Raw genomic sequence first — 21,964 nt, forward strand, 5'->3', positions numbered from 1 at the left:
CGCTTTGGTTAAGTTATCTGGCAAATAGATTTTAAACTAAACTTTTTCTACAAAACTCCAGACATTTTTGGACTTCTTGGATGGGATCGGAATTTTCCGGGAGGTTATATTCGAGTTCGATCGTAGCTGGAAAAGTATAGTTATTTTTTTGCATCAGTTGAAGGATCTCTCCAATTGGCGTATCTCCATTCCCCCATACGACATTTCCTTTTCCGTTTTCCGGAGTTTGTCGGTCCTTGGTATGCATGCTGAGAATGTTTTTTTGTTGTTTTTCGATCAGGGGAATCAGATCCGAATGACCTGCGGCTATGTAATGTCCCATATCCAAATTCAATGCATTCCGCTTACTTTGAGTCAATGCAGTGTCCCAAAAGTCAAAGGTCTGCTGTTCATGTCCATGGTAGGCGACGCTCATTTTATGTTTTTCTCCGAGTTTACCTAGTCTAAGTGTATGTGCATCATCTGCGGGATGCTCCAATGTCACGTGGGTAGCTCCTAAAGCTTTAGCTGCACGCATGCCATAACTGATTTCAGCATCACTGTTATGTTGACCGAACGCTGCCGGTTTAAATGCATATATTTTGACGCCTTGATCTGCGTACATTTTTCGGATTTTTTCAAAAGGTTTCATATCCGCTTTGGCCCTCCACTCGGCAACAACTTGTGCATAAGCATGGGCTTCCTTCTGAAGTTCGGCAAGTTCTAGCTTTTCCTCTGCGCTGAGCGTTTCACCGCGGCGGGACTTTCCTCCCAGTTGCCACATCCGCGTACGATTAATCGGTGAGGCGGGTATTCCCGCAAAACTTTCCGCGGGATCTCCCATCAGCTCAATAGCAGAAATTCCACACTCTTTGACGTAATTTAGGGTAGCTTCCGCACTTTGGTCGGGAAGACTTCGAAAGGAATAAGTGATGCAGCCTATTTGGACTCCATTGATAAGTGAGTTAGGTTTGTTGAGAGTTTTGATGAGACTAGGTGCTCCTTGAAGCCAAGTGGGGGCAAGAGCCAAGGCGGTGGCGCCCAAGGTTGATTTGATGAGGAATTCTCTTCTGTTTTTCATGCTGGAATAGGGATAGGTCTATTGTTTCAGTTAAACAAATTAGCGATTTCTTACTTAAAAGTTTGGATGATTGATCAGTTTGGTAAAAAATTTTTCCAAAGGCAGGGAAAAAGGAAGGGTTTTTAGCTAAAAAGTGTTTGTGATTTAAAGTAAAAAATGATGAGTAGTCTTGAGAGACGAATAGCAGGAGGAGAATTTTTAAAGGAATTGAGCTTTCAGACGGCCAGAAGTGGGGGAGCTGGAGGCCAGCATGTCAATAAAGTAGAAACTAAGGTTCAATTGTTTTTTGACATTAAAAACTCTGGGATTCTGAGCGATGCTGAAAAGGCGATTCTTTTGGAGAAATTGAAAAACCGGATTGACCAAAACGGTGTATTAAATCTGCAGAGTCAGGAGAAACGCTCCCAAATTCAAAACAAGGAGGTTGTGATCAAAAAATTTTATGAGGAAATCCGGACCGCATTTAAGAAGAGAAAAATTCGAAAGGCAACTAAACCTAGCAAATCAGCTATTGAAAAAAGGCTCAAGGAAAAAAAAGCTCAATCAGAGAAAAAGTCTAATCGAGGTAGGTTTGGATTCTGAGTGCTTTCCTATTCCATAAACCGGTTAACCACTTTGAATTCATTCATCACCCGGTAGGCAGCCCGGGTGATATCAGACTGAAAGCTGGGCGATTTAAAATCAAAATGAGCTGCGGTGTATCCCTGCCAGATCGTGGATCCCCTTTTGGAATCGATCACATAAATCACCAGCATCCCGTTATTTTCCCGGTATTTTACCTGATTGTAAGTTTCATCCTTTTCAAGCTCCTTATCCTTGGTTTCTTCATTCTCGGCCTGAATGATTTCCACTCCCCGTCGCTTTAACCAATAGTCAAATTCAGGCTGAACATAACCTCTGTATTTAACCGAATCAGTAAAAATTTTATAGCTCACTAACATATCGGGCTCTTCATTCTTCTCTCGAAACCCCTGAGAACCCAATCTAGCCCCAATTGTGGCTGTTAATACCGGTGCCAAAATGGTGGTGTCTGAATCTGAAGGTTGAACAAATGCGAACGTTTTATACCGTTTGAATGAGCCTTGATAATTGTAATCGTATTCTGCGATGTAATCTTTTTGAGTAAAGCAAGCGGTCGTAAAGATGGCGACGATAAAAATTGTCATGATTGAACTTTTCATAACTCGATAGTTTGGTTGATGCAGTATAGATTCTTTTTTCTAACCAGTCAAGGCTTTGCTTTGTTTTTCAAAACATTGACTGACAGGATTTTCTCATCTTTTTCACCAAAATATACGAATAATCTACCCTGATTAGATCATCAAATTAAAATTTTTACCGAATAATCTCCGAAGCTATTTTTTGGAGTAAAGTTGTTGAAAAAGAGAAAATTGTAATTGAAGTTTACTGCTCTATTTGGAGGATTGGTCAAGTAGACCTGCTTGGAGAGCTAATTTGGGATTAAATCGGTATTCCCGTCCTGTTTATAATCTGTTTTGCTCGAAAAACTCAACTTCATCCTCCCACTTTTCTCCATTGACAAAAAGCTTATCATATACTTGAAGGTACCAGCTTCCTGCTTCGTTTAGTTCTTTTTGATTGAGTGGCCTATTTACAAAAACTGCCTAACGATGTTGGTTTGGAAAAGACTGTTTTCCTCCCAGCGCTGTTCCTATCGATAGCGGTGCATCCAGACTGCCCAACCTATTTTATGCCGAAATAGTACTTCCTGATAGATTCTGCTCTCATGAAATCCGTTGTTGACTTCTCTCGGCGTTTGGATGGTGATGGATCCATATCCGGCTAGCAAAATTTGCTGCACCACTTTGAAGGTTATATTACCATCCTGTCCGAAGCAGTACCTGTTCTAAATCTCCGATATGAGCATGGTTGCGATACTGAGCTTCTCCATGAATCGCCCAGGGGGAATTTTGAAAGCGGTAATTGCCAAATTACCTGTACCAAGCACCTAAATCCGGGTTGGATTGGGCAAAGGCCCAAAAGGGAAAATTAGGGAATATAGCAGAATTTGACGCTTCTCAATCCAGGCCCTTTTAACTTAGGATTTTGCTTTACGTGTAAAACAATGGAAATTGGATCAAAACCCTAATTTTAATCATGGAAGAGGGTCAATCTTTACTAGCAGCGGTTAAGGACTGTAAATTATGCGAACCATTTTTGCCCTTGGGGCCAAGGCCAGTTGTAGCTGTTTCTGGTGAAAGTCGAATCCTACTGATCGGTCAAGCCCCTGGTACTCGAGTTCATGAAACAGGGATTCCCTGGAATGATCGGAGTGGAGAGGAACTTAGGCGATGGCTGGATGTGGATCCAGATACGTTTTATGACCGGAAGATTTTTGGGATAATGCCCATGGGTTTTTGTTATCCGGGTAGGGGAAAAGGAGGGGATCTCCCACCCAGGCCAGAATGTGCGCCACTTTGGCATTCCAAATTGATCAAATCCATGCCAAAAGTGAAACTGACACTTCTTATCGGCGATCATGCTCAGCGCTATTATTTGGGGAGGAAACGAAAGCGGAATTTGACCGAGACGGTTCGCTGCTTTGAAAATTATTTGCCTGACTTTTTCCCCCTTGTTCATCCCTCTCCAAGAAATCGGCTTTGGATGAGAAATAATGATTGGTTTGAGTCAGAGGTAATTCCAGTTTTACGAGAAAAAGTTCTTCAATTAATCACTAATTGATTGCATCAGGCAGTTTTCCCCCGGAAGTTCCCACTCAATCGTATAGTGACTAAATGGATACTCGTTGATTAGTTGTTGAATGGATTCTTTGGTCAACCTGAGTTCGTTTAAATCCGAAATATCCTGTAGGCAAATATGTGCGGTAAACACATGGTTTGAGCCATCTAATGACCAAACATGGAAGTGATGAAGTGATTTTACTTTTGGGTGAATCGAGACTCTTTTTTCGATTTGTTCAAGTGAAATTCCCGAAGGGGTACCTTGGAAAAAAATCAGCATGGTTTCTTTGAGACTTTTGAAGACATTCCAAAGAATAAAAAGCGTGATGGCGATCGAAAGGGCAGGGTCCAACCAAGCAACGTAATGAAAATATAAGATGATCGCTCCGATCAACACTACAGCCCAGCCCAAAACATCTTCAAAAAGATGCCAGCTGATAACCTTTTCATTTTGGCTTTTTCCATGGCTAACTTTCCATGCTGCAAAGCCATTGATCAAGACGCCGAATAAGGCAAAAAGAATCATCCCAGTTGCATGGCTAGGTTCGGGGTTAACGAGTCGTTCTATCGCTTCGGATAAAACAAAAAATGATCCGATGATCAGAATTTGAGCATTAATCAATGCTCCTAAAAGTGAAAATCGACCATAACCGAAGGTGTAAATTTTATTGGCCCTTTGATGGGATTTATGGTTTAAATACCAAGCTAATCCCAGGGAAACACTATCCCCCAAATCATGAATGGCATCGGAAAGAATCGCTACTGAATTAACCCAGACCCCTCCGACGAATTCGATTACCGTAAATCCTAAATTTAGGAAAAAGGCAAGTTTTAGGTTTCCACTCGAATGATGATGATTGGACATCAGCGCTTTTATTTTTGGAAAAATGATCTGGTGAGCGAATTAACACTTTTCATGGAAAGGTAAGAAATCAGCGCCTTCTTCTGAAAACCGATAGACTTAAATCGAGAGTTTTTTGGTTTTTGTGGCCAGAGTAAGCAGAGCAACCGTTCCCAAGATCATGAATGTACCAAGCCAATCCAATCCCGTAAAACTTACGCCAAGCCAAATGACCGCCATAAAGGCTGCAGATAATGGTTCCACACTACAAACCAGGGAGGCAGTTTGTGAACCAATCAATGGGATAGCTTTCATGAAAAATAAAAAGGAGAGGATACTTCCAAAAATAATAATGAAAGAAAATGCAGCCCCTGTTTCTAAATCCCACTGTCCTTGAAGGTTCCAAGGTTCGGATTCAATGGAAAAAACCAAACCTCCCAGAAACATGGCCCATCCAGTTACTCGTACAGAAGAGTGCCTGCTCAATAATTCCACTGGATAAATGCTGTAAAAAGCAAAAGTCAGTGCCGATAAGAGCCCCCAGAGGATTGCCTTTTTTGAAATGACAAGAGTATCGATTGTTCCGTGGGTGACTAAAAGAAAAGTCCCGCCAAGAGCTAAACTCAAGGATAAAAACTCGATAGCAAGTGGCCACTTTCTATGCTTAAGGGCAAAAAAAGCGACAATAAATACAGGTCCCAGATATTGGATTACCGTTGCGGTGGCTGCATTGGAAAGCTGAATGGAGTAAAAATAAGTGTATTGGACTGCCAGCATCCCCAGTATTCCAAAAATTAGAATTGACCAAGCGTCCTGTTTATTTTTCCAGATGTTGAAGACCTTTAAACCGTGATTTTTGGCATCAATCAATAAGAGAATAAATCCAGCGAGCAGCAATCTCCAGGTAACCAACCAAGCTGGATCAAATTGTTTCTCCTCAAAAAGGAATTGGGCACAGTTTCCTGCCACTCCCCAAAAAATAGCCGCCAACAAGGCTAAAATAAATCCTTTGTTTTGCTGGGATAGGGGAGTCTTTCTCTTGTTCATTTTCTATCCGCAAATAAAAGGAAAAGTACTTGATTTTGGATTTGGAGGGAAAGAAAAATGGGATGGACTTCTCCAAATAATCTACCAATAAACAAGACCCTCACGCTTCTCTAAAACCCTATCCACTTTTGAATTTTGAGCAAATAATCTGGATCAGTTTGAGGTTTGATTGAGACCCCGGCTCACGTCGGGGATATTTTTTTTGCCATTTTGCTACCAATTCTGCTACCGAAACATAAAAAAACCCCATTTACAAGCTGTAAACAGGGTTTTAGTGGGCCCAGCTGGGCTCGAACCAGCGACCTCCTGATTATGAGTCAGAAGCTCTAACCAACTGAGCTATAGGCCCAAATTAACTGAAGTTTATCCTACTGGCAAGCTCCCGATCTGATCCAATAAGAGACAAAGAAAGTAGTTTATTTTGAATTTTTTAACTCGTCTTCTTTCAATTAAATTGAAGAGATTTGATGAGCTATTTGATTCATATCTTGGTTTTGGGACTGCAATGTTACATATTTGACCTGATATTCACAACCCATGTTTTCAATGAAAAAAACACCGGATGCAGATTTTTTAATCTTTGATTTAGGCAATGTCATCATCGACATCGATTACCAAAAGGCCATTCGCTTGATTAAGAACGAATTGCCAGAGTCTCATCATGATAAAGTGGATCAATTGTATCAAACTCCCTTTCATTTAGATTATGAACGGGGCTGGATTGATTCGATGACTTTTCGCCAAGCAGTAAGAGAATATTTCGAGCAAAACTGGACAGACGATAAGGTCGATGAACTTTGGAATAATCTTTTGGGAAAAATCCCAGCCCCTCGATTAGAGTTGATCAAGAAGCTTCGGCAGTACTATCAAGTAGGTGTGCTTAGTAATACAAATTTGATTCACATTCATGCCGTAAATGATATTTTGGAGCGGGATCACGGGTTGAAAAACTTTGATCCGGTCTTTGACTGGGTGTTTTTTAGTCATGAAATGGGATTGGCTAAACCACAACCAGAAATTTATGAGAAAATGTTAACCGATCTGGGCACCTCATCGGACCGGGTTGTTTTCTTCGATGATTTGCAGGCAAATGTTCAAGGAGCTTCAGCCCTTGGAATTCATGCTGTTCATGTCCATGGACCAGAAGTAATTTTTGATTTTTTTAAGGATGTATAAGCCAAAAGAATACCTCATTCATGGGCTGTTTTTTATCCTGACACTCCTCACCACTACCTTAGCTGGAAGTGAGTGGGTATATTTAAAATCCGTATATGGAGAAGGCGAGCATGCGCTTACCTGGGAATTTTTCCTTAAGTCCACTGCCTATTCGGTCCCCTTCATTGGAATCCTGTTGGTGCATGAGTTGGGGCACTTGTTCACCTCTTTTTATCATAAAGTCAAGTGTTCACTTCCCTTGTTTATTCCGGGTTGGTTGGGCTTTTTGGGTGGAGCTCCTTCTATCGGAACTTTTGGGGCGGTGATTCGAATGAAAAGCTTTGTCAATTCCCGAATTAAGTTTTTTGACATTGGTGTGGCAGGACCTCTTGCGGGTTTTGTTGTCGCGATCATGGTGTTGGCTTATGGTTTTTTGACTCTGCCTCCGGCTGAATACATTTACGAAATTCACCCGGAATATGCCGATCCTAATTTTGAAGTAAATACGGAGGAAACCTTGAATTTCAGGCTGGGAAACAACTTGCTATTTTCGTTGATGGGGGATTTGCTGGCTAATCCAGAGCGAATCCCTGAGATGTCAGAGGTGATTCATTACCCCTATTTATTTGCGGGGTATTTGGCCTTGTTTTTTACCGCGCTTAACTTATTACCCATCGGTCAATTGGATGGAGGGCATGTTGTTTTTGGACTGTTTCCAAAGCGGCACAGTGAGATTTCATTAGTGGTATTTACTCTTTTTTTAGGCTATGCGGGATTAGGTATGATTAGTCCCTACATGCCATTCGAAGAGCTGATCATCTGGATACCTTTTTACCTTGTCTTTTTGTTTTTTTGCTATCAGCGGTCCGGTTTGGATTTACAAACCAGGCTGACGATTATTCTTTCCATGGCCGCAATCCAATATGGAATTGCCTTTTTTAAGCCCGGATGGGAAGGCTACCAAGGATGGTTGTTATATGGGTTTTTATTGGGAAGAGTAATGGGAGTGAGGCATCCTGAGGTGAGTGGATTTCGGGAACTGGATACCAAGCGAAAAGTGATTGGTTGGTTGGCAATCTTAATTTTTGCCCTCTGTTTTTCGCCAAGACCATTCATTTTTGAATAAAAAAAGCGAGTCATCAGACTCGCTCAATTTAATTTAACTTAAATAATTACTTAATCAGGAATCAAAGATCACGGTAGGCCATGATCCCACCGAGTACATTTCTAACTTTGGAGAATCCTTTTGATTCCAAAAATTTCTTGGCATTTCCACTTCGTGCACCACTTCGGCAGTGGATGATAATTTCATCATTTTTATGCTGTTCTAGTTCGTCCAACTGATGGGGTAAATCGCCTAGCGGAATATTTTTAGCTCCTAGGTTATCATCGTCGTATTCCCATTCTTCTCGAACGTCTAAAAAAACGAATTTATCTTTTTTTTCAAGCCGCTCTTTCAGCTCGTTTACAGTGATATCTTCCATAATTAGTTTACCAAAATTCTTTTTGTTTTCAAACCAGTCGGGGTCATGATATGCAATACATAAATTCCCGATTTCTGTCCTGTAAAATTAATGATTTCTCCAGATGATGTTTCCTCACGCGGAGCTAAAATTTCACGACCCAAAGAATCATAAATTTTGGTGTAAAGAATTTCGGCTTCCACCGTTAATCGGTTGGTGACAGGATTGGGATAGGTAGAGACCTCCGAATCTGGGTTTTCTGCATCTTCAAAGGGGGAATCCGGACTCAAATGAGGTCGGATCATCAGGGCCCCTGGAACCTCCTCATTTTGAGCCCAAGCTCCACTGATATTGTAAAAGATCTCCTGTCTTTGATCGTTACTTTTGTCCAATCCAATGTGAATGAACTCATTGGTAAATTGGGCGAATCCAACGTAAAATTCCCCATTTACGCCGATGGCCGTATCAAGCGGGAAATAAGAAAGTGAATCTGAACTAGAAAGGTTGGGGATCAACTCTTCTTTCCGATAGAGGGGGGCTGATTCCAAGTCCTGATAGATCAAAATATCTATGGGAAGATTGGATTGGTTGGTATTGGTGAATTTTATTGAAATTCCAGAAATATAAGCCTGAGTTTCGATCCTATACCGCAACACTAGTTCACCTGAGCGTTGATTAATTCCGGCTGCATAATCCGGCCTTCCTGTGTCATATGCTAGGTAATCACGAAGGGGAAAAAAGCTTCTCACCGTGTCGTTGATTCTGAAATCAATCTGTGAATAAAAAGTGGTGTCTGTTCCATCTCGGGTAAAAAATTCCCGATCTCCGGTTGTCAAATACGATAAAATTTCCACTTCACCTTCTTGTTCTAGGGAGGGAATTTCTCCCAATTCCTGACTGGAAAATGACCGTCTTTCCCTTGCATTGGGTACAGGGTTAAAAGGAGTGTTTTGATTGATCGGAATTAGATTTTGCTTTTGACCAAAAAATATGGAATATTCCATCGCCCGGAAGCGATTTTCTAGGTTATTGAATTCATTGCTGACTAAAGGGAGATTCTCAGCAGAATAGGAGGCTACCATGAAAAAGGGAACAGCTCCGTAGGGCCCAATCAAAAAGTCATTAGGTTGGGTCAAGGATCGATCAGAAACTGAAAACTCGGCTGATCCAGATTCTGGGGCCAATAGGATGTAATCAATCAGCCAGGTATCGAATGGTCCGGAAAGCCTTGCTTCGTTAAAAAAGCGAAACTGGAAATTCTCGTGTAGAAAATTGGATTCGATGTTGATTTTTTCACTGGTAAACTGATTTGCATCTTGTTCACTTCCACCATTCACCGACCAAACGGTAGTCCAAAGGCTATCGGGATCCAAAAACTGTAAAATCAATCGATCGTTTGAGTCTGGAAGTTCTGCTTTGCCTCCAGCTTGCCAAAAGAAACTTAGTTCTGCTTGATTCTCCTCAAAATTTGACAAGTCAAAGATTCCGGAGGTGAGCACGTCTGCGATTCCTTGGTCCCGAACTTCTCTCGAGTAGGGAGTTCCGTTTTCATCGCTTCCATCCAGAGCAATGACTCCCAGGGAAGGAGCATTATTTCCCATGGTTTCCGAAAACTGAACCCCTTCAAAATCCCATGCGGTGGTATCCAGACCTAGGCTGAAATCATCCCAAAAAGGAAAAAGATTTTGATTTTTAATTCTCAGATTGCCCGGTTCAAGGGTTTGATGCTTGTATTTGTTTTGGGGTATAGCTTTAAATTCTACAAATTGGGCAATGGCCGCTTGGGTTCCGGTTAGGAATAAAAGAAAAGCGCCAATATGGAAAAGCGTTTTGTTCAACGTTTAGTTATCTGAATTTTTAGAGATCCACAAATCCACCAATTCTCCGGTTTTTACCTGGGATCTATCTTTTGGGTTTTGCCTAAAAACGTATCCGGCAGGAATAGTGTCATTTTGTTCATAATATTTTTGACCGATTCGCAATCCTGAGCCCAGGATCAAAAACTCAGCTTCTTCTTCTTCCATTCCCACAAAATCAGGAACACTTAGAATTTGATTCCCCAGTCCATCGCCTACGACTAGATCTATTTTAGCTCCTTTTGGTACTTCAAAACCCTCTGCTACCGTTACCCCTCTATATTTTTGTTCCAAAACGGCATTAATGGCAATATCGGGTACATAGACTAGTTCCCCTCTTTGTAATCCAATATTTGCCAGTATTTCCTGTGCATTTTTGAGTTGGAGATTGACCAGGTTTGGCATTTTGATCAGGGGAGCATTCCGAGCATTTAGGGTAAGATAGATTTTTCGGCCATATTTGACTTGTTCTTCTGGCGGTGGGATTTGTTTGAGAACTGCAAGTGGCTCTTCATCCGTACTAAATGCTGAGTCTGGTGAAACTTCAAAATTCAACCCATTGGTTTCTAGGATTTCTATACTTTGCTCAAATGTATATCCTTCAAGATTAGGTACAGAGACAGTTTCGCCGTGGTTTGTATACATCGGCAGGTATATTTTCAAAAACAAAAATCCCAACAACAAAGAAAATAAAATGATAATCGAAAGATTGATGAGAATTTTTTTCAAGGAGTAATTTAGTGGGCTCATGAATATAAATACAATAAGTAAAGATAATCGGAAATCGGAAGTCCCCAAACGGGAAAATTAAATCATTTCTTGGCAAAAAATAAGCCGAAGTTTTTTGCTCCGGCTTAAATTTTTTATCGCAGAATAACCCGATGGGTTTCGGCAAGCGTGAGACTGGTGATTTTGACGATATAAAGTCCGGGTTTGAAAATATCTCGGCTAAAGGTATAGGTCTGATTTAGCGTAGCGGGATAGCTTACTTCATGGACAACTGTACCCGTGCTCGATATGATTTCAAGGGTCACATTTTGATAGCTGGGTAAATTAAATGCTACGTTAAAATAGTCTGTGGCGGGATTTGGATAAATCAGCGCCATACCTTCTTGTGGAATCACTGGATCGGGGTCGGCACTTAAGAAGAGCTCTAAATTATCCAGGTAGATCGGATCGTTAGCTTCATCTGCCTGGTCAATCACCAAAGCCAACCTCACTTCCGAAAATCCATTTCCGGTGAAATTAGTGAGGTTGATGTAATTTCGAATAAAGTCATCCGGACGGTTTGGATTAGCTGCTCCGGAGGAGACAGTACTGATTTCCTCCCCGGAAATTTGGAAGATTTCTTGGTAGGTGTCACCTGCGTCTGAACTGGCGAGAACTCGCATTCTGGTATCCGAACTGACCTGTCCTGCTGCCAAATCAAAGAAAAGACTGGCTTGGATCGCTTTACTTAAATCAAAAACAGGTGAACCCAACCAATAGGACTCTCCTGGCTGCATTTGTCTGAGTTCAAGAGCATTATTTGGGGAAGAAGACCCGCTGAGTGAGGTTACTTCCCAAGCACGACTGTCCGATTCAGGGTTTAAACTGGTCCAGGGCCCTAAACTGGCGGTAGGATTAAAGTTTTGGCGCCAAGGAGTGGCTACCTGCTCCTCATTTTCGATAATAAAACGGGTTAAATTACTTTCACTACCGGGATTTTGGTCAAAGTTTGGTAGAATGCTGCTGTAGTCAATTCTGTTTTTTCCTTCTCTAGTGGAGTTTGTTCCATTTAATGTGAATGTTTCGCCGGGAAGGACAGCACCTCCCGTTGCTAAGAAACTGGCTTCGTTTCCATTGTTGGTGATTTTGGATAAAACTAAACTTGTGATGGGGAGATTTCCGGTGTTGGTCACTAAAAGGGATTCATTGGTATATCGACCGTCAGAAATGGGGCTTGGGACAACAAGCTCTTCCAAAGTTAGTTGATAATTGAACTCCTCTTGATCCAAAATTCGAATGTTTTTTAGGAAGATATTATTTCCGTAAGAATTTTGGGTAATGATTGAAATCCGGACTTTTCCCAGGGAAGCAAAGTCAGAGAGATTGACCAGTTCGGTTCTAAATTGAGCATTGTCTGTAGGAAAAAACTCTTCCAAACTTGGAGAAACAGTCGTTAGCGACTGCCCACTTTTTTGGTAACGGGCTGTAGGAAGGTCAAAACTATTTCCGCAATCATCAGAAATAGAAACGAACAAGGCATCTTGAAATCCAGCTTGGTTATAGGTCGAATGCGCCATTTCAAACACCAATTGTGCATTGGGGTATTTTGCCAAATCAATGACCGGACTAATTAAAAAGTCAAGCTCACCCTGTGCTTCATATTCAAAATGTCGAATATAAAATAAGTCTTGCGATTCTCCGGAAACGGTTCGAGTAATAGGTTCCCAGCCAAAAGCTCCATCAGGATTTTCGTTAATCCAATTCTCAGGAAGTGTATTTCCAGAAATACTAAAGGGAAGATTGATTTCCTGCTGAAGTTTGGGATTGGATTCCAAACTATTGTTGTCAGGATTTTGGTCTGAGCGATTATTGACTGAAATTAAGCGGAATTCTACCTGGTTTTCGCTTTCTAGCAATTCAAAGTTTTGGAATTCGAGTACCTCACTTTGGCCGGTTTCTAACGCGAATGAAAAGCTTTTAGACTCTAGAACAGTATTGTTTCTTCTCAATTCAATCTGAGCGGAGGTGAGTGTTTCTAGTCCAGCATTTGTTACTTCAATCGCTGGCATAACCGTAGAATTGCAAGCAAAATCTCCGGGTGAAATTAATCGGGTCAGTGAAAGGTCAAAGTCCACTAGTTCCGGCTCAATTGTCGCAAAATTATTAACCAAGTTGACCCGTCTAGGGCTATTTTCCAATACGACATTAAAACGCTCCACCTGACCTAAAGTAAATAGATTCATACAGGCATCAGGGGTATAATCCATGTAGTTTTGAATCATATCTTCCGAACCGCAGCTGAACCGCGACCCTCCGGCCGTGCAGGTGTTATTAGAATTATCCTGCCGGGGAGTATCTTCGACAAAATCATCTACATCACAACCCCCATCGCCCCAAATATGTCTCAACCCTAAAAAGTGCCCCACTTCATGGGTGGCTGTTCTTCCTCGGGAGGCACTGATGGCACTTCCCCCTGTCCCAAAAAAGCGATAATCTATGGTTACTCCGTCAGCTGTAGCAGAGGTTGGTGAAAAATTTAGGCCTGGTAAATCCGATACCGGGAAGGAAGCGTAACCAATGAAAGGTTGCTCCAAGGGTACCACCCAAATATTCATGTAGGTTTCCGGATCCCATTGGGAGGTCTGTCCGATTAAAATTGCATCATCGGGACTATAGGTATTTTGAGGACCCTGGGTTCTGGTGATCCCATCAGTGGGAATCCCATTGGAGTCTCTTGTAGCTAGGACAAATTCTATGTGAGCGTCGGCTGCTACAGGTTGGAAAATGGAAGGGGTTTGAGAAGCGTCGGGATTTTGTCTCCGAAAGTCCTCATTTAAAATACGGATTTGAGCTTCGATTTGAGCAAGTGGAATATTAGTACCCTGCCCGATTTCTTCTCCTCGATGGATAACATGAACCACTACGGGTATTTTTCTGACTTCATTTTGGATTCTGGAAAGGATCTGTGGCTGAGATCGTCGTTTTTCAATTTCTCCTTCCATCCAGTTTTCCAAAAAATCCCGGGTTCCAAAATAACCCAGGTCTTTTTCAATCATTTTTTCAATGATGTCGTGTCCACACTTTTCATGATGCGTATGAGCCAGTTTTTTATTTCCGTATCCTGAAAATTCATTCAGAGGTTTTAATTCAAAAGTTTGCGAAAAGCTAAGGGTAGATGCAAAAAAAGCTCCAAAGAGGAGCAAAATAGCTTTTTGAAAAAAGCAGTAAAATCTGGTCATAAAAGAAAAAGTTAAACAATAGTTAAATTTACAGCCTCTACTCGGGTGATTTCGGGTATGGCTCTCTTGATGGCTTCCTCTACACCAGCTTTCAGAGTCATCGAAGACATGGGGCAAGAGCCACAATTCCCAAGCATTTCTATTTTCAGGACTTTATCCTCAGTCAGTTCAACGATGCGCACATTTCCACCATCAGCTTCCAGATACGGCCTGATCGTATCTAAAGCAAATTCAATTTGTTCTCTTAATTCAGTCTGCATTAGTTTATAATGATATTATGCTTTAATTTCTACTTTTTCTGTCTTTTTTACCGATGCATTTCTTATTGCGATTTGCCGGGCTACCGATTCTGCCAATTCCATGTAGGCTGTTTGAGTAATTCCATTTTTCAATACTGCTGGAAAACCGGTGTCACCACTTTCTCGGATACCTTGTACGATGGGAACTTCACCCAAGAATGGAACTTGGTACTTCTCTGCTAATTTTCGCCCCCCTTCTTTTCCAAATAAATAATATTTGTGGTCAGGGAGTTCCTCAGGTGTAAAGTAAGCCATATTTTCTACAACACCTAAAACGGGAACATTAATTTGTGGTTGTTTAAACATCGAAAGTCCTTTGCTCGCATCTGCCAAAGCTACTTTTTGTGGGGTAGTGACAATGACTGCTCCAGTTACAGGGACCGTTTGAACCATAGTTAGATGAATATCTGAAGTGCCCGGAGGTAAATCAATGAAAAGGTAATCAAGCTCTCCCCAATCCACGTCAGAAATAAATTGACGAAGGGCAGAACTGGCCATAGGACCGCGCCAAACCACTGCTGAGTCTGTAGGAGTGAGAAAACCAATAGACATCAACTTAACCCCGTATTGGGTGATGGGAATGATTACATTTTTATCGCCAACTTTCTTAACGGCAGGTTGCTCTCCTTCCACGTTGAACATAGTCGGAATAGAAGGGCCAGAAATATCTGCATCGATTAGGCCTACTTTTGCCCCGGTTTCTGCCAAGGAAACAGCCAAGTTAACCGCCGTGGTAGATTTTCCAACTCCGCCTTTTCCAGAAGCAATTGCGATGATATTTTTAACATGAGGTAAAATCGGAGTGGCATCTCTGACCGTGGTGACTTGGGAAGTCATGGTGATTTCTACCTCGATTTCTTTACCAAAATCTTGCTCCAAAGCTTCCAAGCAATTGTTTTTGATTACCTCCTTCAGGGGACAAGCTGGTGTGGTCAGTACCACTTTAAATTGAATTTTGTTTCCAGAAATGTCAATTCCTTGGATCATTCCCAGACTCACTAAATCTCTTTTGAGATCAGGATCTTCTACTCTGGAGAGGGATTTCAACAAGGACTCTTTGGTGATTTGCATGTGATCGCTTCTAATTTTTTTGCAAGTTAGTGCTTAGACTTTGTTTTGAGAAACTTTGACAGATATCTGACTCCTTGTATAAACCTCCCATTGGACCAAATAGTTCTTGATTTTGGTAGGCTATTTGGGAGCGTAAGTTAACTTTGCCGTAATTGTGTAGCCATGAATATAAGTAAATTCACCTCAGACAAAGTAAAAGAACGGATGGACATCGAGGAGGTGGTTGCAGACTATGTGCCCCTGAAAAAAAAGGGCCAAAACCTCTGGGCCTGTTGTCCGTTCCATGGGGAGAAAACACCCTCTTTTTCCATTTCTCCTGCTAAACAGATTTACAAATGTTTCGGATGCGGAAAGGCCGGTGATCCGATTCAATTTATCATGGATATCGAGGGAATCGGCTTTCAGGAGGCCATTCGGCATCTAGCCGGAAAATATGGTATCGAGGTAGAAGAGGAGCAAGAACGTACCCCAGAGCAGGAGCAGGCTCAAAGTGAGCGGGAAAGTTTATTGATTGCATTGGGTTTTGCCCGTGATTTTTTTGTCAAAAATTTAAGTACCCCAGAGGGAAAATCCATTGGACTGAGTTACTTTAAAGAGCGAGGTTTTTCTCCTTCCATTATTGAGAAGTTTGATTTGGGCTTTGCTTTGGACGGCTGGGATAATTTGCTCAATGCGGCCAGAAAAGCAGGGTTTTCAGAGGAGATTTTGCTTAAGGCAGGACTTGTTTTGCAAAAAGAAGGTGACCCTAAAAGAATTTATGATCGGTTTCGTAATCGGGCGATTTTTACCATTCACAATATTAGTGGAAAACCCATCGCATTTGGTGCGCGGATTCTCACCAAGGACAAAAACCAACCCAAATACATCAATTCTCCAGAAACCCCTGTTTATCATAAAAGTGATGTGCTCTACGGGATGTTTCAGGCGAAAAAAGCCATTCGGGATCGGGACAACTGTTACCTGGTAGAGGGATACACTGATGTTATTTCCATGCATTTGTCTGGAATTGAAAACGTGGTGGCATCTTCGGGAACCTCATTGACAGAAGGTCAAATCAAACTAATCAAGCGATTTACAGATCAGGTTACCGTCCTTTACGATGGCGATGCGGCAGGGATCAAAGCTTCCCTTCGCGGAATCGATTTGTTGCTTGAAGGGGGGCTCAATGTCAAAGCTGTGGTCTTTCCCGAGGGTGAGGATCCGGATAGTTATTCTCGAAAGGTGGGGTCTGAAGCATTTGAGAGCTATTTAAAGGAGCAGAGTAAGGATTTTATTGGATTCAAGATTGGCCTTTTCAAAGATGAATTTGCACGAGATCCGATTCGCAAGGCCGAAGTGATCCGTGAGGTAATTCTAAGTATAGGGAAAATTCCCGATCCGATAGTTCGGTCTGTGTATGCCAAAGAAGCAGGAGTGTTGCTTGACGTGGACGAAGAAATTATCCATGCAGAGCTTAATAAATTACTACTCAAATCTCAAAAAGATCACTATTCTAAACAAAAAGAGGAGCAAGAATCAGTCCAGCCCTTTGAACAATTCATTTCGAGCAAAGCGGAAATCTCCATCAATGAACTCCTCAAAATTCAAGAGCGGGAGATGATCCGAATGTTGGTTAATTATGGTTGGGAAAAACTCGAGGGGCAAGAAATGCACCTGAGCCAATACCTGCTTCAGGAGACTGAAGAATTGGAGTTTGAGACACCTATTTATGCTAAGATTTTAAAAATGTACCGGTATAAACTGGCTCAAAATGAGATTCCCGACAAGGATTTTTTTAAGACGGTGGAAGATATGGAAATCAAAAAGGAAATCATCAATCTGATCACTCCCCGGTATGAAATCTCCACCCATTGGGAAGCTACCCATCAGATTTTGGTAAATAGAGAAGAGGATGACCTGTCACTGACCGGATTCCGGACGATTCTTCGTCTTAAACGAAAGTTTGTCCGCAAAATGTTGGAAGAGGCTAAAGCGAAAATTAAAAATGCGGAATCAGAAAGACTAGGAGATGATCAAGTGATTGAATTTCAAGAACTCTATTTAGCCCTTAAAAAAGTACAGATAGAGATTGATAAGGAATTGGGGATTGTCGTAGGATGATGGCCAAACTTTCTTTGGTCACTCACTGTTTTAGAATCGAAAGCATTTAAATTTGTGCCGTAAAATTACATCAATTTTAACCCTAATCGAGTGGAAAATTACCAATTGGATTCGATAGAATCTGCTATCGAAGCAATCAAAAATGGAGAAGTAATCATCGTAGTTGATGACGAGGATCGTGAAAACGAAGGGGATTTTGTCTGTGCTGCTGAAAAAGTTACTCCTGAAATCATCAATTTTATGGCCACTCACGGACGGGGATTGATCTGCGCACCACTAATTGAAGACCGATGTGAAAAATTAGGGCTGGAATTGATGGTGGGGCAAAATACAGCTGCCTTCGAAACGCCTTTTACAGTTTCTGTGGATTTGATCGGACATGGTTGTACTACCGGAATATCAGCTTCTGATCGAGCCAAAACGATCAAAGCTTTGGTGGACGACTCCATCGATCCATCCGAATTAGGAAAACCGGGACACATTTTTCCCTTGAAAGCCAAAAGAGGTGGAGTGTTGAGAAGGGCGGGTCATACCGAGGCTGCCATAGATTTTTCTCGGTTGGCTGGTCTTTCGCCCGCTGGTGTTTTGGTGGAAATCATGAATGAAGATGGGACCATGGCTCGACTTCCTGACTTGATAGAAGTCGCTAAAAAATTTAAGTTGAAGCTTGTTTCTATTAAAGACCTTATTGCCTATCGCTTAAAAAATGAGTCCTTAATCAAACGCGAAATCGGTGTTGAACTTCCTACCAGCTGGGGCGATTTTGATTTGATTGCTTTCCGTCAAACCAATACCGATGAACTTCACTTGGCTTTAATCAAAGGAACTTGGGAAAAAGATGAGCCTATTTTAGTTCGAGTACATTCCTCTTGCATGACCGGGGATATTTTCGGGAGCTGCCGATGCGATTGCGGACCGCAGCTTCACGCTGCCATGGAAATGGTAGAGAAAGAGGGGAAGGGATTGGTGTTATACATGAATCAAGAAGGTAGAGGAATAGGCTTGATTAATAAACTGAAAGCTTACAAATTGCAGGAAGAAGGAATGGATACGGTTCAGGCCAATCTAGCTTTGGGGCTTCCTATGGATAGCAGAGATTATGGGGTAGGCGCTCAGATTTTGAGGGATTTAGGTGTAGGTAAAATCCGGCTTATTTCCAATAATCCTCAAAAGCGGGTAGGGCTCATCGGGTACGGGTTAGAAATTGTAGATCAAGTACCAATCGAAATTGCGCCCAATCCGCACAATGAAAAATATCTAAAGACCAAACGGGACAAAATGGGACATACCATCCTCAAATAGGGAGAACTCAGATTTCTATTGGGAGTGACCTAAGTCCTCAACCCGAATTGAAAAAATGCGTAAAATGTGTTATGAAAAACATACTAAATCATACCCTTTTATTCCTTGGTATACTGCTTTGGACGGGCACAGTTGCTTTGGGACAAAACCAATTTCCTTCTCAAATTTGGCATAAAGGGAACATTTACGGATCTGAAGGTCAAAATTATACTGGTCTGGTAAAGTATGACTTGGATAATAATTTAGTCCAACTTCAAACAGACCGAATCGAGACATTTACCGCTTCCAATGTGGTTTATTTTGAGATTTTTGATGAAGTCTATGGAGGAGTGAGAAAATTTTACAGTTTACCCTATTCGCTCAATGGAGATTACGAGACTCCCATATTCTTTGAAGTATTGACCGAAGGAGAAAATGTAGCCCTACTGTGCCGGGAATACATTGCAACCGATTCGAGAAATATGGGAGCTTGGGGTCCGATGAGCATGAATCCACTTTGGGGTCCTCAAGTTATGAACGGTTATCGGCTTGCCTTCAATTATTACTTCTTTAAGGATAATCAGATTCAACGGTATAGCCTGAAAAAGAAAGATCTCTTTTCACTTCTATCAGGATATGAAGATGAAATCAATCTTTTCATGCGAAAGAATCGACTGGAGCATGACAAGCGAGGAGATTTGCTTCGAATTACCGCCTATTACAACGAATTGAATACCAACTAATGTCAAAACCCCTAATTCTCGTCTCCAATGACGATGGGATTACCTCTAAGGGAATCCGAGTGCTTGTATCTATTATGAAAAAACTGGGGGATGTCGTGGTTGTTGCCCCAGATAGTCCGCAATCCGGGATGGGACACGCCATTACCATTGGAGAGACCTTAAGACTGTATGAAGAAGAGATTTTTGATGGGGTAGTGGCCTACAAATCAAGTGGTACTCCGGCTGATTGTGTAAAGCTGGCTAAGCATTATGTGCTTAAGGACCGTACTCCGGATCTGGTTGTGAGTGGAATTAATCATGGTTCCAATACTTCCATATCAGTGCTTTATTCAGGTACGATGTCGGCAGCAATCGAAGGAGCACTGGAGGGCTTGCCTTCAATTGGATTCAGTCTTTGTGATTTTTCTTCCAAAGCTGACTTTTCCCATGTTGAGATTTGGGTGGAAAAAATCGCTCAGCAAGTTTTAGAGAATGGAATTCCCAAAGGAATTGCCTTAAATGTTAATTTTCCTCCCAAGCAAAAAGAAAATATCAGAGGAATTAAAGTTTGCCGTCAGGCTGATGCCAAATGGCAAGAAGAATTTGCAGAGCGATTTGATCCCAATGGAAGAAAATATTTTTGGATGGCGGGCAATTTTGTGAATTTTGACAAAGGAGAAGATAATGACGAGTGGGCTATTGCCAACAATTATGTATCCATCGTCCCTTGTCAATACGATTTAACTGCTCATCATGCGATCAAGCAAATGAACAAGGATTGGGATTGGGAAAGCCTAAAGCAATGAAAAAATATGGAATAAAAAGACTTTTGGTTGGATATTTTTATGACACATTTCACTGATTCTGTTTACTTTGCAATACCAAACAGGATACATTAGGTGAAACTCCCAGTACGTAGACTAATTCTATTGTTTTTATTCTTTATACTAGCTTTTTCGGTTCAATCTCAACAACCGGATCTGGATAGTCTTAAAGAGATCTTGCCAGGTGCGAAAGGGCAAGATAGGGTAGATGTACTCAATGAAATCGCTACTCAACTGCGGGAGGTTTCTTCTCAGGAAGCGATGGATTTGTCCTTGGAGGCAGAAGAGCTTTCTCAAAAGATCTCTTATACCTATGGAAATGCAAAAGCCAAGGAAAATATCGGATGGATTTATTACCGCAAAGGCAAGTGGAAACTGGCATTTCAATATTCGGAAGAAGCCTATCAACTTTCCTCAGCTATTGAAGATTCCAATCTTGCGGCCCGCATTTTGAACAATATGGGTGCGCTATATTACGAGCAGCAAAATTATCAAAAGGCTATCGAACAATTCAAAAAGGCCTTTGAGCTCGCCGCAGATTCTAAGGACTTGTATACTCAGATTCGGAGTTTGAATAATGTGGCTTATAATTTTAGCCAGTTGGAGCAATTTGATTCTTCGGTTTTTTATGCCAAAAAGGCCATCCATGTCAATGAATCTTCTGGGTCGCCGTACCTGACTTCCTTTTCTAATCGGGTTCTTGGAGATGTTTATTTGTATCGTGGCCAATTCGATAGCGCTGTGGCCATCTTTGAAAAATCGATGGATATGGCAAGAAAGCAGGGGATTACTACTTTTCAGGCCAGTGTTATGCATCGTTTAGGCAATGCTTATTTGCAAATAGGGGACTTGGATAAAGCAAAAGAAATTCTCCGGGAAGGAATTGAAGTTTCCAAAGCGAATAATTATCGAGATGAATTGGCCAAATCCCATAAATATTTGTCAAAGGTCTATCAGGAGGAGGGAAATATTGAACAGGCATTTCAGCACTTGGAGTCTTACACCCTGATCAATGATTCGTTAGTAGATCAGTCCAATCGAGATAGAATTGCCTTGATGCAGGGGATATTTGAACAAAACTTGGAAAAGTCAGAGTTGGAATTGCTCAAAGCCCAAAACAATAATCAATCAGACCGATTGCTGTTTATAAATCGAATAGTTTGGTTGATTGGATTGGGAGCGCTTATCGTGTTGATTCTGGTATTGAGGCTATTTAAGCTGAATAAAAATGTAAAAAAATACAATCAACATTTGATTCTTCAAAAGCAAATGATTGCTGATCAAAATTCGGACTTAGAGCATAAATCTCTTCAATTGGAAAAGATCAACGAGACTAAAAATAAGCTTTTTTCGATTTTGGGACATGACCTCCGTGGACCGATTGGGTCAGTAAAAAGTCTCATTGACCTTACCTTAGATGAGGTGATTTCGCGGGAAGAATTTTTTCGAATTCTCAAAACCTTGAAAAAGGATGTCGATTCCGTTCATTTTACCCTAACCAATACACTAAAATGGTCACTTTCACAAATGGAAGGATTTAAAGTGAATCCAACATGGGTGAAAATGCACGAAATGGTTCAGGGAATTATTCAGCTT

The 21,964-nt window shown here is 41.4% G+C and carries 20 protein-coding genes and 1 tRNA gene; 9 read left to right on the top strand and 12 right to left on the bottom strand.

Translation table 11 applies throughout. The features are described 5' to 3' along the window. Positions 1-31 precede the first annotated feature (31 nt). Complete coding sequence (locus Q0L00_RS08065) at positions 32-1,060, bottom strand: TIM barrel protein (protein WP_297336367.1); 1,029 nt, start codon at positions 1,058-1,060, stop codon at positions 32-34. Positions 1,061-1,216: 156 nt separating this feature from the next. Here Q0L00_RS08065 and arfB point away from each other — a divergent pair, with 156 nt between their 5' ends. Beyond that, a complete protein-coding gene (gene arfB, locus Q0L00_RS08070) occupies positions 1,217-1,642 on the top strand; it encodes an alternative ribosome rescue aminoacyl-tRNA hydrolase ArfB (protein WP_297336368.1) in 426 nt (141 codons plus the stop codon). 8 nt (positions 1,643-1,650) lie between these two features. On the opposite strand, the gene Q0L00_RS08075 is transcribed toward arfB, so the two are convergent. Beyond that, positions 1,651-2,241 (bottom strand): DUF4136 domain-containing protein, encoded by a 591-nt coding sequence (locus Q0L00_RS08075; protein WP_297336369.1) that lies wholly within the window; start codon positions 2,239-2,241, stop codon positions 1,651-1,653. Positions 2,242-2,732: 491 nt separating this feature from the next. Continuing rightward, entirely contained in the window at positions 2,733-2,882 is a 150-nt protein-coding gene (locus Q0L00_RS08080; RefSeq protein WP_297336370.1) for a hypothetical protein, read from the bottom strand. 296 nt (positions 2,883-3,178) lie between these two features. Here Q0L00_RS08080 and Q0L00_RS08085 point away from each other — a divergent pair, with 296 nt between their 5' ends. Beyond that, the gene (locus Q0L00_RS08085; protein WP_297336371.1) at positions 3,179-3,763 is read left to right on the top strand and encodes a uracil-DNA glycosylase family protein; all 585 of its coding nucleotides are present in this window, start codon (positions 3,179-3,181) and stop codon (positions 3,761-3,763) included. On the opposite strand, the gene Q0L00_RS08090 is transcribed toward Q0L00_RS08085, so the two are convergent. The 3 genes from Q0L00_RS08090 to Q0L00_RS08100 all read right to left on the bottom strand — a co-directional run bounded on the left by Q0L00_RS08090 (position 3,749) and on the right by Q0L00_RS08100 (position 5,999). Beyond that, a complete protein-coding gene (locus Q0L00_RS08090) occupies positions 3,749-4,627 on the bottom strand; it encodes a cation diffusion facilitator family transporter (RefSeq protein WP_297336372.1) in 879 nt (292 codons plus the stop codon). The two genes, Q0L00_RS08085 and Q0L00_RS08090, sit on opposite strands and share 15 nt — an antisense overlap. Before the next feature lie 96 nt (positions 4,628-4,723). After that, positions 4,724-5,650 carry an EamA family transporter gene (locus Q0L00_RS08095; RefSeq protein WP_297336373.1) on the bottom strand — a complete coding sequence of 309 codons (927 nt, stop codon included), beginning with the start codon at positions 5,648-5,650 and terminating at the stop codon, positions 4,724-4,726. A 275-nt stretch (positions 5,651-5,925) separates the two neighbouring features. Continuing rightward, positions 5,926-5,999, bottom strand: a tRNA-Ile gene (locus tag Q0L00_RS08100). Between the two features lie 197 nt (positions 6,000-6,196). Between Q0L00_RS08100 and Q0L00_RS08105 the strand changes: the two genes are divergently transcribed. Beyond that, the gene (locus Q0L00_RS08105; protein ID WP_297336374.1) at positions 6,197-6,826 is read left to right on the top strand and encodes an HAD family phosphatase; all 630 of its coding nucleotides are present in this window, start codon (positions 6,197-6,199) and stop codon (positions 6,824-6,826) included. After that, positions 6,819-7,931: a site-2 protease family protein gene (locus Q0L00_RS08110; RefSeq protein WP_297336375.1), complete on the top strand. Its 1,113-nt coding sequence runs from the start codon at positions 6,819-6,821 to the stop codon at positions 7,929-7,931. Before Q0L00_RS08105 ends, Q0L00_RS08110 begins: the two co-directional genes overlap by 8 nt. Positions 7,932-7,992: 61 nt before the next feature. On the opposite strand, the gene Q0L00_RS08115 is transcribed toward Q0L00_RS08110, so the two are convergent. The 6 genes from Q0L00_RS08115 to Q0L00_RS08140 all read right to left on the bottom strand — a co-directional run bounded on the left by Q0L00_RS08115 (position 7,993) and on the right by Q0L00_RS08140 (position 15,441). Continuing rightward, positions 7,993-8,289, bottom strand: a complete 297-nt coding sequence (locus Q0L00_RS08115; protein WP_297336376.1) for a rhodanese-like domain-containing protein — start codon at positions 8,287-8,289, stop codon at positions 7,993-7,995. Positions 8,290-8,291: 2 nt separating this feature from the next. After that, positions 8,292-10,106 carry a T9SS type A sorting domain-containing protein gene (locus tag Q0L00_RS08120; RefSeq protein WP_297336377.1) on the bottom strand — a complete coding sequence of 605 codons (1,815 nt, stop codon included), beginning with the start codon at positions 10,104-10,106 and terminating at the stop codon, positions 8,292-8,294. 3 nt (positions 10,107-10,109) lie between these two features. Next, a complete protein-coding gene (locus Q0L00_RS08125) occupies positions 10,110-10,769 on the bottom strand; it encodes a PASTA domain-containing protein (protein WP_363318526.1) in 660 nt (219 codons plus the stop codon). Positions 10,770-10,987: 218 nt separating this feature from the next. Beyond that, positions 10,988-14,071 (bottom strand): M43 family zinc metalloprotease, encoded by a 3,084-nt coding sequence (locus Q0L00_RS08130; protein WP_297336379.1) that lies wholly within the window; start codon positions 14,069-14,071, stop codon positions 10,988-10,990. A gap of 11 nt (positions 14,072-14,082) precedes the next feature. Then, a complete protein-coding gene (locus tag Q0L00_RS08135; protein WP_297336380.1) occupies positions 14,083-14,331 on the bottom strand; it encodes a NifU family protein in 249 nt (82 codons plus the stop codon). Positions 14,332-14,346: 15 nt separating this feature from the next. Further along, a complete protein-coding gene (locus tag Q0L00_RS08140; RefSeq protein WP_297336381.1) occupies positions 14,347-15,441 on the bottom strand; it encodes an Mrp/NBP35 family ATP-binding protein in 1,095 nt (364 codons plus the stop codon). A gap of 162 nt (positions 15,442-15,603) precedes the next feature. On the opposite strand from Q0L00_RS08140, the gene dnaG reads away from it, so the two are divergent. From dnaG to Q0L00_RS08165, 5 genes are all read left to right on the top strand, one after another. Next, the gene (dnaG, locus tag Q0L00_RS08145; protein ID WP_297336382.1) at positions 15,604-17,541 is read left to right on the top strand and encodes a DNA primase; all 1,938 of its coding nucleotides are present in this window, start codon (positions 15,604-15,606) and stop codon (positions 17,539-17,541) included. Positions 17,542-17,631: 90 nt separating this feature from the next. Next, positions 17,632-18,843, top strand: coding sequence for a bifunctional 3,4-dihydroxy-2-butanone-4-phosphate synthase/GTP cyclohydrolase II (locus Q0L00_RS08150; RefSeq protein ID WP_297336383.1), 1,212 nt, complete (start codon positions 17,632-17,634; stop codon positions 18,841-18,843). Between the two features lie 71 nt (positions 18,844-18,914). Then, a complete protein-coding gene (locus tag Q0L00_RS08155; RefSeq protein WP_297336384.1) occupies positions 18,915-19,565 on the top strand; it encodes a hypothetical protein in 651 nt (216 codons plus the stop codon). Then, complete coding sequence (gene surE / locus Q0L00_RS08160) at positions 19,565-20,350, top strand: 5'/3'-nucleotidase SurE (protein WP_297336385.1); 786 nt, start codon at positions 19,565-19,567, stop codon at positions 20,348-20,350. Before Q0L00_RS08155 ends, surE begins: the two co-directional genes overlap by 1 nt. A 93-nt stretch (positions 20,351-20,443) precedes the next feature. Continuing rightward, on the top strand, positions 20,444-21,964 hold a 1,521-nt coding region (locus Q0L00_RS08165; RefSeq protein ID WP_297336386.1), incomplete at its 3' end, for a tetratricopeptide repeat protein.

It is taken from the genome of Algoriphagus sp., assembly GCF_024305035.1.
GTDB lineage: Bacteria > Bacteroidota > Bacteroidia > Cytophagales > Cyclobacteriaceae > Algoriphagus.